We start from the raw sequence: 13,312 nt of genomic DNA, 5'->3' as shown, positions 1-13,312 counted from the left end.
GTTGCGGGCGCTTGTTTCCGCTCGTTAAAGGATTAGGACTTACCCTTCGATACGGCACAATGGACTTTAACGAAAGGCATTTGCCGTGGCACCGCGCAATCTAATTAACATCGAGAATGTTTCGCTCGATTATGGAAAAGGCGCTGTCCTAGATCAGGTATCGCTTGGCTTGGCCGAATTTTCTCGGATCGGTATCGTTGGCCGAAACGGTGGCGGCAAGTCCTCACTGTTGAAAGTAATGGCTGGCGATGACACTCCAAATAGCGGTCGGGTTTCGCAGGCAAACAACATTGTGGTTGGTACGTTAAATCAGGTTGATAGTGCCGATCCCGCTGCTACCGTTCGAGATGTTGTCTTAGGCGATCAGTCAGATCACGAGTGGGCAACAAGCGCTGCAGTTCGTGATGTACTGACTGGCCTCTTTGGCGGTTTTGGCGAACAAATCTTAACTCGAACAATGGGACCACTTTCCGGCGGTGAACGACGCCGAGTGGCCTTGGCAAAACTTCTAATCAGCGATTTGGATGTGCTACTGCTTGATGAACCAACTAACCATCTTGATGTAGAAGCTGTTGCTTGGTTGGCACAACATTTGAAAGCTCGGCGCAATCTGGCCTTGGCAGTAGTTACCCACGACCGTTGGTTCTTGGATGAAGTAAGTGATCGCACCTGGGAAGTGGTTAACGGGCAGGTCGAAGAGTACGACGGCGGCTACTCAGCGTTTGTTTTGGCAAAGGCCGAGCGAATGCGACAAGCCTCGGTTGAAGAGCAAAAGCGCAATAACTTAATCAAAAAGGAACTGGCTTGGCTGCGCCGAGGTGCACCGGCCAGAACCTCTAAGCCGAAGTTTCGAATTGATGCCGCAAACGAACTAATCGCCAACGAGCCACCACCGCGCAACAACGTTGAACTATTGGCATTTGCCAACGCACGACTTGGTCGCACGGTTTACGAACTGCATAACGCCCGAGTGACTTTGGGTGAACGCAATCTATTTGACCATCTGGATTGGAATGTTGGTCCGGGTGATCGAATTGGGATTGCAGGCGTTAATGGTGCCGGCAAAACAACCTTGCTTCGCGTGTTAACTGGCCAACTTGAATTATCTCAAGGCAAGTTAGTGACGGGCGTAACCGTTAAGCCGGCCTTTCTGTCGCAACATCTTGAAGAACTTAATCCCACTTGGCGCGTCCTTGAGGCAGTTGAGCAAGTTGCTGCTCGAGTTGAAATTGGTAAAGGTAAAGAACTTAGTGCCTCGTCACTATGTGAACGACTTGGTTTCGCTAGTGAAGCGCAGTGGACACCAGTAGGGGATTTATCCGGCGGTGAACGAAGACGACTTCAGTTAACGCGGTTACTTATGGGTGGGCCGAATGTCTTGATTTTGGATGAGCCGACAAATGATTTCGATGTTGAGACTCTTGCCAGCCTTGAAGACTTACTTGATAGTTTCCCTGGCACATTGCTCGTTGTCTCGCACGACCGTTATTTTCTTGAGCGGGTCTGTGACCGATTTGTCGGCGTAATGGGTGATGGGGGATTACGGGATCTGCCCCGTGGCTTGGATGAGTTTTTGGAATTGCGAGCGTTGCAAGACCAAGAATCATCTGTGGCCGATCAGTCGCCTATGAAAGAGAAACTCAGTGGCGGGGCAGTGCGTGAGCTGCAGAAAGAATTGGCCAAAATTGAACGGTCAATTGCCAAGGCTGATACCTCGATCAAGCAGTTGCTTGAACAGATGGAAGTTCACGCGACGGACTTTGTGAAAATCGGTGAACTTTCGCCACAACTAACCGAACTCAAATCCCAAAAGTCTGAACTTGAAGATAAATGGCTCGAAATTTCCGAGCAGTTATTGGATTCTTGAAGCTAGCGCTAATTACTCATTTGCGCCAAAGTAAGCTCCAATGATTCCGATGACACCACCAAGCGCAGTTTGAACCAGTGTCATCACTGCTGACGAAACATCCTGGGGCTGGCGGGTAATAGTCGTCTCCATGGCGGCAGTCACATAGTCTCCAATGATTGCCAAACACACTGCGGACATTGTGCCAATAGCCAGAATGGTCACGATTTTGCCAACCAAGGCAGCCTGTTCGGGACCTTGCTCATTATCTCTACCTGCTTTCGCGCCGAAATAGCCGCCAAGGACACCAATTACGCCACCAAGTGCAGTCTGAGCTAGTTTCATCACGTCAGAGGAAACTTCTTGGGCTTCGCCGGTAGTGCTGGTCTCGAGACCAGAGATTATGTAGTCGCCAGTTATGGCAAGGATTAGAGCGATAACTACACCGATTGATAAAACGAACATGGTTCGGTCTTTTAGGTTTTTCATTGCCATCCTGACGGTTATCTAAAACTTTTGACTGACGATATTATTCCGACAATCAAAAAGGCTCGCAACCCATTTGCTTTGTTTAGTCAATGTCTTTTCTTGACCTCACAAGAGGCGTACTTAGTTTGAAAAGAAGTCGCTGTAATTTACGAATTCGAGCCCGTTGCTTCTCAAAAAATCTGCGGCAAATTTTCCTAATTAGACAGGAAACATCGCCAAATTTAAGGTAAAACTTCGATAGCTTGCTTGAGATCAGACCACAAATCTTCAACATCCTCGATGCCGACTGATACTCGGATCAGGTTTTCGGGCACATCTTGATTTTCATGGGTCCAACGACGACGGCGTTCCAGCAGCGATTCAACGCCACCTAGCGATGTTGCATTCGCCAAGATTTTGGTTGATTCACATACTCGGTCAGCATCACTAGCCGAGTTACCGACTTCGAATGAAATGATGAAGCCTGGACCACTGGCTTGCGTTGTATGAACATCGGCATTTGGATGACTAGCCAAGCCTGGGTAGTAAACCTTAGAGACTTTTGGATGTTCAGATAGTAGCTGAGCCAAGACCTTGGCATTTGCCTCTGCGCGATCAATGCGCACGGTCAGTGTGCGAATTCCGCGAAGCGCTAAGAATGTATCAAAGACACTCGGCACTGCGCCAAGAATGGTTCGACGGCCGTGAAGTTGCTTGGCCACTTCGGCGTCCTTGGCAATTGTTGCTCCCATCAGCAGATCGGCATGACCAGACAGGCCTTTGGTGACACTATGCATTACGATGTCGGCGCCGAGGTTGAGCGGACGCTGGCGCGCGGGAGTCATGAACGTGCTATCAACTGCAAGTAGCGCACCAACTTTATGGGCGAGCTTGGCAGTTGCCGCAATGTCGCAAATTTCTAGTAGCGGATTAGTTGGCGTTTCAATCCAGACTAAATTGGCAGGCTTGTCAGGACCCGAAATCTTAGCTGCGATATCTGCTTGGTCGGTTACATCAACTAACCGCAATTCAATCTGACCGCGCTGGGCTAATTCATTTAGTCGCGTTCCAACTGCTGCGTACGAGTGTTTGCTAGCAACAATCACGCCACCAAGTGGCACCAAATCAAAAACCGCATTAGCGGCAGCCATGCCACTGGCAAAAACAGTTGCAGTGCCAGCTTCAATTGCGCCAATTGTTGTCTCAAGTGCTTCGAAAGTTTCATTGCCATGTCGCAAGTAACCAATTGGACCACCAGCATGCACAGTGCTAGACGGGACGATTGGAGGATTAATGGAACCGTCTGGGGTGCGCTCAGGGCGCCCTGCATGCACGGCGAGCGTATCAATAGTGAATTCCGGTTCCTGCGACGAATTGCTCATAGGTAAGAGAGTAGTGCCTATGAAACTAGAGCACATCGGCTAGCGTGGACTCATGGAAAATCGCACCCGCGTGGTCGTGCTATTTGGCGGAATCAGCAATGAGCACACCATCTCGTGCATTTCGGCAGGAAGTGTCCTGCGAGAGATTGACCAAACCAAGTTCGAGCCCATCCCAGTTGGCATTACCCAAGCGGGCGAATGGGTTCCCATAGAGCTATCGAGTCCGCTACTTGCAATGACCGCGGCCCAAGAACCAGTGGTTCAAGCGACCAGTCAAAGTGTCCAACTAGTTTCAGTTGCTGGCCAGCCCACACTTGAAATTAGCGATCAAGATTCGGTCGTATCGATTCCAGTTGATGTAGTTTTCCCGGTGCTGCACGGCACATATGGCGAAGATGGCACGATTCAGGCAATTTTAGAATCTGCTGGGGTACCTTATGTGGGTTCTGGTGTCTTCGCGTCGGCCGCCTGCATGGACAAGGCGTATCTAAAGACGATCTTGTACGAAGCAGGATTTTCGGTTGGTCAGTATGAGGTGATTACTGACGAACAGTGGCAGAGTGACTTCGATGGATCCATTGCTCGAGTCAATCAACTGACCTATCCGTTATTTGTTAAGCCATGTCGCGCCGGCTCAAGTGTCGGCATCTCAAAAGTTAAATCTCCATCTGATCTAGTTGTCGCAATTGAAGCAGCTCGAATTCACGACCCCAAAGTAATAATCGAGGCAGGCTTGGAGAATGCTCGCGAAATTGAATGTGGAGTTCTGGATAGTCCAACGGGTCCACGAGCAAGTGTCTGCGCCGAGATTGTGGTGCAGGGCAAACATGAGTTCTACGACTATGAGGCAAAGTACCTTGATGATTCAGCTCAGCTGATAGTCCCGGCACAACTTCCTGAATCAATTCATCAGCAGGCACAGGAGCTGGCTACCTCTGTCTTCACAATGATGGATTGCGCCGGATTAGCCCGAGTAGACCTGTTTCTCGTGGCCAACGAACTTATTGTGAATGAGGTCAATACGATGCCTGGCTTTACTGCGATTTCAATGTTTCCCAGAATGTGGGCCCAAAGTGGAATTGAATACCCGAATTTGATTGATGAACTTATTTCGGACGCTCTGCGCCGCGGCAATAACTCTAGTCAACTACTCGGCAGAAGCAGAGATTATTAGAGGCCGCAAACTCGTGGTTAAATCCACCAATGCATTTGCTTCTGGTTGAAATTCTTTCGGGACACTAACTTCGACTCGAACCGAAGTGTTCGTTGAGGTGAAGCGCCAGCCTGCGCTTAGTTCCTGTGGGAACCAGTCGATTTCATTGACCGATACTAATTGTGATGCGGGTGTCATATTTGCTGGCTCAGATACCCCACAGCGCAACGTGATTGCTGGATTGCCCCAAGCTGCAGTGAGAGCTGAATCCCCGTTGACATCACGCTTGCTTTTATCGGCAACCTTCATTGGAACTCGGCCAAGAAAATGTGCGCAAATTTCCCGCGCTTGGTTATCTGGCGTGGGTGCCGTAATTTCCACTTTAGAATCTGCGCAGGCAGTGAAAAGCAAAAGTCCAGCGATTGTCCAGACGATGCCTTGCTTCACGCTATCCACTTTATAGAAATCCGACCTAACTAACTCGTCTACCCTCGATCCCCGATACCGTTAAGGTGTGAACATCCAGCAAAGCGTTGCCGAACTTGGTGAGTTTGCGCTAATTGCAGCCATAAGTGAGCGCCTGGGCAATGTAGAAACTGACACAATCATCACACCAAATGGTGATGATGCCGCGGTGACACTTGCGGACAAGCCCGTGGTCTCATGTCTAGATGTCTTGGTGCAGGGCGTACATTTCCGCCTTGACTGGTCAACGGCATTTGAGATTGGTCGCAAAAGCGTTGCTGTTAATTTGGCAGATATTTTTGCCATGGGTGGAGATCCAAAGTATTTTTTGGTGGGCCTAGCCATTCCAGCAGAGACTAAAGTTCAATGGGTGCTAGAACTGGCCGATGGCATAAAACATGAAGCGGAACTAGTTGGCGCTTCAGTGATCGGCGGCGATGTAGTCAAAGCGGATCAAGTAATGATCACTATCAGTGCCTTTGGCGAACTCCAAGCAGCAAAGCCAATCACCCGATCGGGTGCAAAAGTTGGAGATGTAGTTGCAGTTGCCGGTCGTCTCGGATATGCCCAGGCTGGCTTGCTCATGCTTTCACGTGGATTTCGTTCACCAAAGTCAATTGTCAGTGCACATCGAGTACCGGAGCCTCCTTATGAACTGGCCAAAGCTGCTTTGGCCGCTAACTCGATGATTGATGTAAGCGACGGATTGATTGCTGATGTTGGCCACCTAGCCAGGGCATCCACTGTGGCGATCAACATTGAATCAGACAAACTTGAAGTAACCGAGGAGCTTCAGGCTATGGCCTCTGCTTTCAACGGAGATGCTCTTACTTGGGTGCTACAAGGCGGTGAAGACCATGCCTTCGTTGCAACATTTTCCAGTGCGTTGGATGTGCCACCTGGTTGGGTAATCATTGGTTCAGTCAGCACTGGAGAAGGTGTCAGTTTAGATGGCGAGGAAATCACCGCCACAGGCTGGACTCACTTTAGTTAATTTAAATTATTGTGACTTGAAATCAGCAATTAAAAAACCCCGCACGAGGCGGGGCTTTTTAAGATTTAGTAGTTATGCGCGTGCAACCTTGCCCGCTTTGATGCAGGAAGTGCATACGTTCAAACGCTTAGGGGTCTTACCAACTAGGGCGCGAACGGTCTGAATGTTGGGATTGAAACGACGCTTGGTGCGACGGTGTGAATGTGAAATGGCATGACCAAAGCCTGGGCCTTTGCCACAGACATCGCAGTTAGCAGCCATGATGAAACTCCTTGCGGATAATGATTTAACTAGCCCCACAACTGTACCTGTCGGGCAAGGGAAATACCAACTCAAGGTGTTCGCACCGAGTTGCTCATGTTGCGCCAAGCCTAGATTTCCTAAGGAAACGGTAATCTTGGTGTGTGTCTGCAAGCCCATCCGCCCATGATGTTGGTCGGATTTTGACCAGTGATTTTCTGCAGATACTGCAAATCTTTGCCGACCAACTTGAATTACGAGAGTCCGAGATTAATGCCCTGAATGTATTTCCTGTTCCTGATTCGGATACTGGAACCAATTCCTTGTTAACCGTTCAGGCCGGAATCATGGGATTGTCGGCTAATCCTGTGGACCGAGAGTCCCTCACCCTAACTGTTCGCCAGTTTGCTCAATTCGCAAGTGCGAATGCCCGTGGCAACTCAGGCACCATCTTGGCTGAGTATTTTCGTGGCCTGGCCATGGCTGTCGGCGATCAAGCTGATGTGGCTAACTGGTATGCGGGATTACAATCGGCGGCAAAATGTGCTTTTGAAGCAGTGCTCAATCCTTCTGACGGCACAATCCTGAGCGTCGCACAAGCAGTAGCTAAAGTACGGCCAACATTTGAATTGTTCGCCTATCTGGGTGATGTCACCCATGTGGCCAAATCTGCACTACTACGTACCACTAGTCAGTTGGCGCAGTTGCAGAATGCGCAAGTAGTAGATGCAGGAGCTTGTGTCTTAGTGCTATTTCATGAATCGGTTTCAAGCTTTTACAACAACCATCAGGTGAATATTTCATTCATGCACGAGCGAACCAACTTACCGCCACTGATCGAATATGTCGGCCCTAGCTTTGAGTTAACTTTTCTATTAACAACCAGCAAAGATGCGCGCGAGCAACTTCGAGTCGCATTAGCTGAGTTAGGCGAGTCGATAACTATCGCTGGGATTACGCCGGAGTTCAAAGTGCACATACATACTGATGAAGTGTCACGAGTATTAGATGTTGCAGAATCTCTCGGAGCAGTATCAATGATTACAACCACTTCATTAGCAGGTCAGTTAAGCGAATCATGACTGAATTAGCTGAACCACTTTCTACAGTAATCGGGGCAAAGACTGCTGACCTATTGAACTCTGAATTTGGCATGAACACTGTGGAAGATCTATTACGCCACTACCCGCGAAGGTATGAACAACGTGGCGCACTTACTAACTTGAATAGTTTAGAAATAGGTGAGCATGTAACCGTACAGGCGGAAGTTGTCACTTTTAAGTCTCTGCGGAATCAATCAAAGCCTGGTAATCGCCAGGAAGTTGTCATTAGTGATGGAACGGGTCAACTGACGTTAATGTTTTTCAACCAGCATTGGCGAGAAAAAGAGCTGACTCCGGGCAAACGCGGGTTGTTTGCCGGCCAAGTTTCGGTCTTCAATAACAAGCGTCAATTGACCCACCCTGATTACGAGCTATTAGGTGAATTTACCCAGATTTCGGCCGATGATTACGCAGAGCAATTCTTGCCGGTTTATTCGGCAACAAAAAAACTGCCAACCTGGACCATTGCTCGATGTGTCGAGTCAGTTTTGCTCAAACTAGGCGACCTAGACGAACCGTTGCCTGAAGATGTGTTAGTTGCTCACGATCTACTTGATCTGAAAACGAGTCTCAAGGCAATTCATAAACCAACAAGTACTGCAGAGTTGGAGCAGGCGAAGCTGCGCCTCAAATGGGATGAAGCGCTAGCTTTGCAAATCATTTTGGCGCAACAAAGGTATGAAGATGCCAAGTGGCCAGCAATAGCCAGAACTCCAAAAGTTGGCGGATTGCTTGATTCATTTGACCAAAGTTTGCCATTCTCATTAACCCAAGGTCAGGTTGAAGTGGCAGAGACGTTAGCTGCTGAACTTGCAACTGGCCATCCAATGCACAGACTTCTCCAGGGTGAAGTCGGTAGTGGGAAGACCGTTATTGCTGTTCGAGCAATGCTCACTGTGGTAGATAGCGGGGGACAGGCGGCTCTACTTGCGCCAACAGAAGTATTGGCAATGCAACATTATCGGGCCGTCACTAACTTACTTGGACCGCTTGCAAGGGCAGGCGAACTCGGGGCTGCCGAAGGCGCAACCGGAGTAACTTTGCTCACGGGATCGTTAAATACCGCGCAACGACGCAAAGCTCTGCTGGATATCACGAGCGGCCAAGCAGGCATCGTCATTGGTACTCATGCACTATTAGAAGACCGAGTAGATTTTTTTGACTTGGGCCTTGTCGTCATTGACGAACAACATCGATTTGGCGTTGAGCAACGGGCCACCCTAGTTTCTAAAGCTGGAACCGAACGCAGGCCACATGTCTTAGTAATGACCGCAACACCAATTCCGCGCACTGTTGCAATGACGGCCTTTGGCGCTCTAGCCGTCTCCACTTTGACCGAACTACCTAAAGGTCGTCAGCCAATAACCACTCACGTAGTTGCGGCGGCAGAGAAACCCGCACACTTAGAGCGAGCTTGGCAACGAATCCGCGAGGAAGTGACTCAGGGCCATCAGGTTTATATCGTTGTGCCGCGCATCGCCAGTCAGCAGGACAAGGACGCTGAAGCTAAAAGTCGCCCTGCCGTTGCTTTGGAAGATCTATTTAACGAACTAACTACAGGACCGCTTGCAGATTTGCGCGTTGGCGCCTTGCATGGACAAATGTCGCCGGCCGATAAAGATGCAGTGATGCAGCGATTTACTGCTGGACCGAGCAGTCCAGATGGAATTGAAGTCCTGATTTCAACCACTGTTATTGAAGTTGGTGTCGATGTCCCCAATGCAACAACAATGGTGATTATGGATGCAGATCGATTTGGTATTAGCCAATTACATCAATTGCGCGGTCGTGTTGGTCGTGGCTCTCTACCTGGCCTTTGCCTATTAGTTACTGAATCAAGTCAGTACAGTCCAGCTCGAGCGCGGCTTGCTGCTGTAGCATCCACCACAGATGGATTTGAATTAGCAGCGCTTGATTTAGAGCAACGTCGCGAGGGTGATGTGCTGGGTCGTGAGCAATCAGGTGTGCATTCCAGTTTGAAATTAGTGAGCATCATCGCAGATGCCCCATTGCTAGAACAAGCTCGTGAACTGGCCCAAGCGATAGTGCAGACCGATCCAAACTTGGAAAACCAACCAGCACTAGCTCGAGCAGTAACTGCATTAGTTGCGAGCCGTGCGGAGTTTGTGAAGAAATCATGACACGAATTATTAGCGGGCGACACAAAGGCCGAAGGTTGATTGTCCCGGCATCTGTTACCCGACCAACATCAAGTCGAGTTCGGGAAGCGGTATTTTCAACGGTGCAGCACGCACTTGGTGACTTTGCCGGAACAAAGGTGCTCGATTTGTATGCGGGCTCTGGTGCGATGGGCCTTGAAGCAATGTCGCGCGGTGCGCTGCAGTGCACATTTATTGAAAAGGACGCTTCTGCTGCAGATTGCATAGCGGCAAATATTAAGGAGTTGAATCAAGAGCGAGCGGTAATCAGCAAAGTGGATGTTTCGGTCTCCACTTCAAATCCGCCAAATTCTGGGCCTTATGACCTAGTTTTTTTAGATCCGCCTTATGCATTGCCAAACTCGGCATTGGTTGATGTGATTTCAGGTTTAGCCAACAACAAATGGCTTTCCCAAGAGGCATTCATAGTTGTTGAGCGCAGTGCTAAGTCGACACTGGCTTGGCCGGATTCAATACATGAATACGCGCAAAAAAGTTATGGCGATACGGGAATTTGGTATGGAGTCTATGCACCTGACAGAGTAGAGGTGTAGGAGGTCTTATGCGTAAAGCAGTTTGTCCGGGGTCATTTGACCCGGTAACAAATGGACACCTTGATGTATTCGCTCGCGCAGCCGATCAGTTTGATCACGTCACTGTTGCAGTCTTGATTAATAGCACTAAGTCTGGCTTGTTCTCAATTGATGAACGAGTAGCAATGCTTCGCGAATGCACCGCGGATTATTCAAACATTGTTGTGGATACCTTCGAAGGACTTTTGGCTGATTACTGCGCTAATCACGATATCAAAGCAATCGTTAAAGGACTACGAGCCGTTTCGGATTTTGATTACGAACTACAAATGGCGCAGATGAATTCAACACTTGGCGTTGATACATTTTTCGTGGCGACGAATCCTGAATTCAGCTTTCTTTCCTCAAGCTTGATTAAAGAAGTCGCCAAATTTAATGGTGATGTTTCAGGCTTGGTGCCAGTAGCTGTCCAAGAGGCACTAAAAAATAAATTCACCGCTCAGGCGTAGAGGACCCGAGATGACTTCATTAGACCCACATGTTCCCTTAGTACTAGACGTTCGTGATTTGGGTCGCCGAGCTGGAGCAATGAAAACCAAGACTTTTAATGTGACTTTGGTTGAGGAATTGGGAATTGGCGTAATAAGCGTGGCTCAAGATTCGGAAGTTGAATTCGACCTTCGGCTGGAGTCGGTAATGGAAGGTGTGCTTGTAACTGGCACTGCTCTAGTGACAGTGACCGGTGAATGTTCGCGATGCCTCGAGCCACTTTCATACGATTTAGAAGTTGATCTGCAGGAACTCTATGAGTACCCAGATACCGATCATCGTGGCCGGGTAGTTGAGGACGAGTTAGATAACGAAGATGTTCTCAAAGTCGAGGACGATTTAATCGATCTCGAGCCGTTACTGCGTGATGCGGTAGTTCTAGCCCTGCCAATCCAGCCACTTTGTAAGTCTGACTGCCTTGGCCTCTGTGTCGAATGTGGCCAGAATCTCAATGAACAGCCCGAACATCAGCATGAAATTACAGATCCGAGGTGGTCTGCACTTGCCGATTTGACCAGACCCGAGCCTAGAAGCCAAGATTAGAGGGGCAAAAGCCCAATTTAGGAAGAAAAGGAAGGCGTAAAGTGGCCGTTCCAAAGCGTAAGACTTCACGCAGCAACACACGTCATCGTCGTTCTGCATGGAAGACCACAGCAGCAAATCTTGCTACCTGTGATCGTTGCCGTGCACCTAAGTTGCAGCACACCGCTTGCACAACTTGTGGCACCTACGACAAGCGTCAGGTTCTCAGCGTCTAATCTCATGTCTGCGTCGTACGACGATTTATTCGCTCGGCTCGGATTATCAATTGACGAACAACTGATAGCACTTGCTCTCACCCATCGATCTTTTGCATACGAATCAGGTGGAATCCCAACTAATGAGCGACTGGAATTTTTAGGCGACTCAGTCTTAAGCATCATAATCACAGACTTTCTTTACCAAGAACATCAGGATTTACCAGAAGGTCAATTGGCCAAAATGCGCTCAGCTGTTGTTAATGCTCGCGCACTCGCTTCCGTTGCTCGCGAATTACGCCTAGGAGATTATCTTTTACTAGGTAAAGGTGAAGAGGCCACAGGTGGCCGCGACAAGTCCTCAATACTTGCTGACACCGTAGAGGCAGTGATTGGCGCAATCTACTTGAGCAATGGATTGGCTGAAGTTAAGTCATTTGTCTTAGGCAATTTTGCTTATTTACTTGAGCAAGCTCAATCACTAGGCGCGGGTCTTGACTGGAAGACTTCGTTGCAAGAACTTACTGCTGAATTAGGAGTAGGAGTACCCGCATACTCCATTACTGAACAGGGACCGGATCACGAAAAGATGTTCCATGCCCAAGTGGTTCTTGGTGAGCGTCTCTACGGTCACGGAACTGGCTCAAACAAGAAAGAGGCGGAGCAACTTGCCGCTGCTAGTGCGTACGCCGAACTCAAGGCTGAACACGCCGAAAAGTAATTTCACGGGTACATTACAGACATGCCCGAGTTGCCCGAAGTTGAAGTTGTACGCCGGGGCATCCATGAATATGTAGTCGGCAAAACTATTTCGAAAGCAACCGCCAGGCATCCCCGCGCAGTCCGCAGGCAAATCGGAGGTGCTCGAGAATTTGCGGCAAGGCTGTCAGGACGATCGATCATCGACACAAATAGACGTGGCAAATTCCTTTGGCTGGTTTTGGATAATGGCCAGGCGCTGGTGACTCATCTAGGTATGAGCGGCCAAGTGTTAATCCAACCGATAACCGCTAAGCCCGAGAAGCATTTACGGGTGCGCTGTGTGTTTACTGAAGGTGAGAACGCGGTGCACTTTGTTGATCAGCGAACTTTTGGCTGGATGAATGTCGAGGAACTAGGTCCTGATGCGCGTGGAATCATTGTTCCAGAATCTGCATTCCACATTGCCCAAGATCCATTAGACCCACTATGGGATAAGCAAGAGTGCATTGCTGCGATTCGCAAGAAGCCAACTCAAATCAAACGGATTTTGCTTGACCAAACTCTGGTAAGCGGCATTGGAAATATTTACGCCGACGAGGCACTTTGGTTAGCCAAAATTCATTGGGCTACCCCTGCCAGCTCAATAAGCAAACAAAAATTGGACCTACTTCTTACCAGTGCGCAAAGTGTGATGCGAGATGCATTGGCCGTAGGCGGCACCTCTTTTGATGCCCTTTATGTAAATGTGAACGGTGAGAGTGGCTATTTTTCCCGCGACCTTAATGCCTACGGACGAGAGGATGAGCCCTGCAGTCGATGTGGCCGGCCGATAGTTCGGGACCACTTTATGAACCGCTCATCCTTTAGCTGCCCAAAGTGTCAACAGTTATCCACAGTCAGCTAAGTGCCTGCCGTTTCTAAAGATTGACCAGCGGGCACGGTAAACTGAAAGTCGCACATCGCTAGATTCCCCGCTGGCCC

15 protein-coding genes are annotated in these 13,312 nt (G+C 49.1%); 11 read left to right on the top strand and 4 right to left on the bottom strand.

What is annotated here, in order from left to right:
- The first annotated feature begins 103 nt into the window (after positions 1-103).
- Positions 104-1,867, top strand: coding sequence for an ABC transporter ATP-binding protein (locus tag EBS36_03540; protein NBU32228.1), 1,764 nt, complete (start codon positions 104-106; stop codon positions 1,865-1,867).
- 12 nt (positions 1,868-1,879) lie between these two features.
- Here the strand turns inward: EBS36_03540 and EBS36_03535 are convergent, their stop codons facing one another.
- The gene (locus EBS36_03535; protein ID NBU32227.1) at positions 1,880-2,341 is read right to left on the bottom strand and encodes a hypothetical protein; all 462 of its coding nucleotides are present in this window, start codon (positions 2,339-2,341) and stop codon (positions 1,880-1,882) included.
- A gap of 215 nt (positions 2,342-2,556) precedes the next feature.
- Complete coding sequence (locus EBS36_03530) at positions 2,557-3,696, bottom strand: PLP-dependent transferase (protein ID NBU32226.1); 1,140 nt, start codon at positions 3,694-3,696, stop codon at positions 2,557-2,559.
- Between the two features lie 52 nt (positions 3,697-3,748).
- On the opposite strand from EBS36_03530, the gene EBS36_03525 reads away from it, so the two are divergent.
- On the top strand, positions 3,749-4,870 hold the full coding sequence (locus tag EBS36_03525; GenBank protein NBU32225.1) for a D-alanine--D-alanine ligase: 1,122 nt from the start codon (positions 3,749-3,751) through the stop codon (positions 4,868-4,870).
- Here the strand turns inward: EBS36_03525 and EBS36_03520 are convergent.
- Positions 4,844-5,305, bottom strand: coding sequence for a DUF3515 domain-containing protein (locus tag EBS36_03520; GenBank protein NBU32224.1), 462 nt, complete (start codon positions 5,303-5,305; stop codon positions 4,844-4,846). The two genes, EBS36_03525 and EBS36_03520, sit on opposite strands and share 27 nt — an antisense overlap.
- A 58-nt stretch (positions 5,306-5,363) precedes the next feature.
- On the opposite strand from EBS36_03520, the gene EBS36_03515 reads away from it, so the two are divergent.
- Entirely contained in the window at positions 5,364-6,308 is a 945-nt protein-coding gene (locus tag EBS36_03515) for a thiamine-phosphate kinase (GenBank protein ID NBU32223.1), read from the top strand.
- Between the two features lie 72 nt (positions 6,309-6,380).
- Here the strand turns inward: EBS36_03515 and rpmB are convergent, their stop codons facing one another.
- A complete protein-coding gene (rpmB, locus tag EBS36_03510) occupies positions 6,381-6,569 on the bottom strand; it encodes a 50S ribosomal protein L28 (GenBank protein NBU32222.1) in 189 nt (62 codons plus the stop codon).
- A gap of 143 nt (positions 6,570-6,712) precedes the next feature.
- Between rpmB and EBS36_03505 the strand changes: the two genes are divergently transcribed.
- From EBS36_03505 to EBS36_03470, 8 genes are read left to right on the top strand one after another with little or no spacing between them, the layout of a single operon-like run.
- The gene (locus EBS36_03505) at positions 6,713-7,630 is read left to right on the top strand and encodes a DAK2 domain-containing protein (protein NBU32221.1); all 918 of its coding nucleotides are present in this window, start codon (positions 6,713-6,715) and stop codon (positions 7,628-7,630) included.
- Positions 7,627-9,792, top strand: a complete 2,166-nt coding sequence (recG, locus tag EBS36_03500) for an ATP-dependent DNA helicase RecG (GenBank protein NBU32220.1) — start codon at positions 7,627-7,629, stop codon at positions 9,790-9,792. The genes EBS36_03505 and recG overlap by 4 nt, the downstream gene beginning before the upstream one ends.
- Complete coding sequence (rsmD, locus tag EBS36_03495) at positions 9,789-10,364, top strand: 16S rRNA (guanine(966)-N(2))-methyltransferase RsmD (protein NBU32219.1); 576 nt, start codon at positions 9,789-9,791, stop codon at positions 10,362-10,364. The genes recG and rsmD overlap by 4 nt, the downstream gene beginning before the upstream one ends.
- Positions 10,365-10,372: 8 nt before the next feature.
- Entirely contained in the window at positions 10,373-10,852 is a 480-nt protein-coding gene (locus tag EBS36_03490; protein ID NBU32218.1) for a pantetheine-phosphate adenylyltransferase, read from the top strand.
- Between the two features lie 10 nt (positions 10,853-10,862).
- The gene (locus tag EBS36_03485) at positions 10,863-11,435 is read left to right on the top strand and encodes a DUF177 domain-containing protein (protein NBU32217.1); all 573 of its coding nucleotides are present in this window, start codon (positions 10,863-10,865) and stop codon (positions 11,433-11,435) included.
- Between the two features lie 41 nt (positions 11,436-11,476).
- Complete coding sequence (locus tag EBS36_03480) at positions 11,477-11,650, top strand: 50S ribosomal protein L32 (protein NBU32216.1); 174 nt, start codon at positions 11,477-11,479, stop codon at positions 11,648-11,650.
- Positions 11,651-11,654: 4 nt separating this feature from the next.
- Positions 11,655-12,350 carry a ribonuclease III gene (locus EBS36_03475; protein ID NBU32215.1) on the top strand — a complete coding sequence of 232 codons (696 nt, stop codon included), beginning with the start codon at positions 11,655-11,657 and terminating at the stop codon, positions 12,348-12,350.
- Positions 12,351-12,371: 21 nt separating this feature from the next.
- Positions 12,372-13,235 (top strand): bifunctional DNA-formamidopyrimidine glycosylase/DNA-(apurinic or apyrimidinic site) lyase, encoded by an 864-nt coding sequence (locus EBS36_03470; GenBank protein NBU32214.1) that lies wholly within the window; start codon positions 12,372-12,374, stop codon positions 13,233-13,235.
- Positions 13,236-13,312: the final 77 nt, after the last annotated feature.

This window comes from Actinomycetota bacterium, from assembly GCA_009923495.1.
GTDB lineage: Bacteria > Actinomycetota > Actinomycetes > S36-B12 > UBA5976 > UBA5976.
Note: the sequence above shows the minus strand (reverse complement) of the source record. Positions and strands in the feature narration are given on the sequence as shown.

Bases quoted from the DNA above. Each gene is read 5' to 3' on its own strand.
- EBS36_03535 (NBU32227.1), bottom strand. From the start codon at position 2,341: ATGGCAATGAAAAACCTAAAAGACCGAACCATGTTCGTTTTATCAATC.
- EBS36_03530 (NBU32226.1), bottom strand. From the start codon at position 3,696: ATGAGCAATTCGTCGCAGGAACCGGAATTCACTATTGATACGCTCGCC.
- EBS36_03525 (NBU32225.1), top strand. From the start codon at position 3,749: ATGGAAAATCGCACCCGCGTGGTCGTGCTATTTGGCGGAATCAGCAAT.
- rpmB (NBU32222.1), bottom strand. From the start codon at position 6,569: ATGGCTGCTAACTGCGATGTCTGTGGCAAAGGCCCAGGCTTTGGTCAT.
- recG (NBU32220.1), top strand. From the start codon at position 7,627: ATGACTGAATTAGCTGAACCACTTTCTACAGTAATCGGGGCAAAGACT.
- rsmD (NBU32219.1), top strand. From the start codon at position 9,789: ATGACACGAATTATTAGCGGGCGACACAAAGGCCGAAGGTTGATTGTC.
- EBS36_03490 (NBU32218.1), top strand. From the start codon at position 10,373: ATGCGTAAAGCAGTTTGTCCGGGGTCATTTGACCCGGTAACAAATGGA.
- EBS36_03485 (NBU32217.1), top strand. From the start codon at position 10,863: ATGACTTCATTAGACCCACATGTTCCCTTAGTACTAGACGTTCGTGAT.
- EBS36_03475 (NBU32215.1), top strand. From the start codon at position 11,655: ATGTCTGCGTCGTACGACGATTTATTCGCTCGGCTCGGATTATCAATT.
- EBS36_03470 (NBU32214.1), top strand. From the start codon at position 12,372: ATGCCCGAGTTGCCCGAAGTTGAAGTTGTACGCCGGGGCATCCATGAA.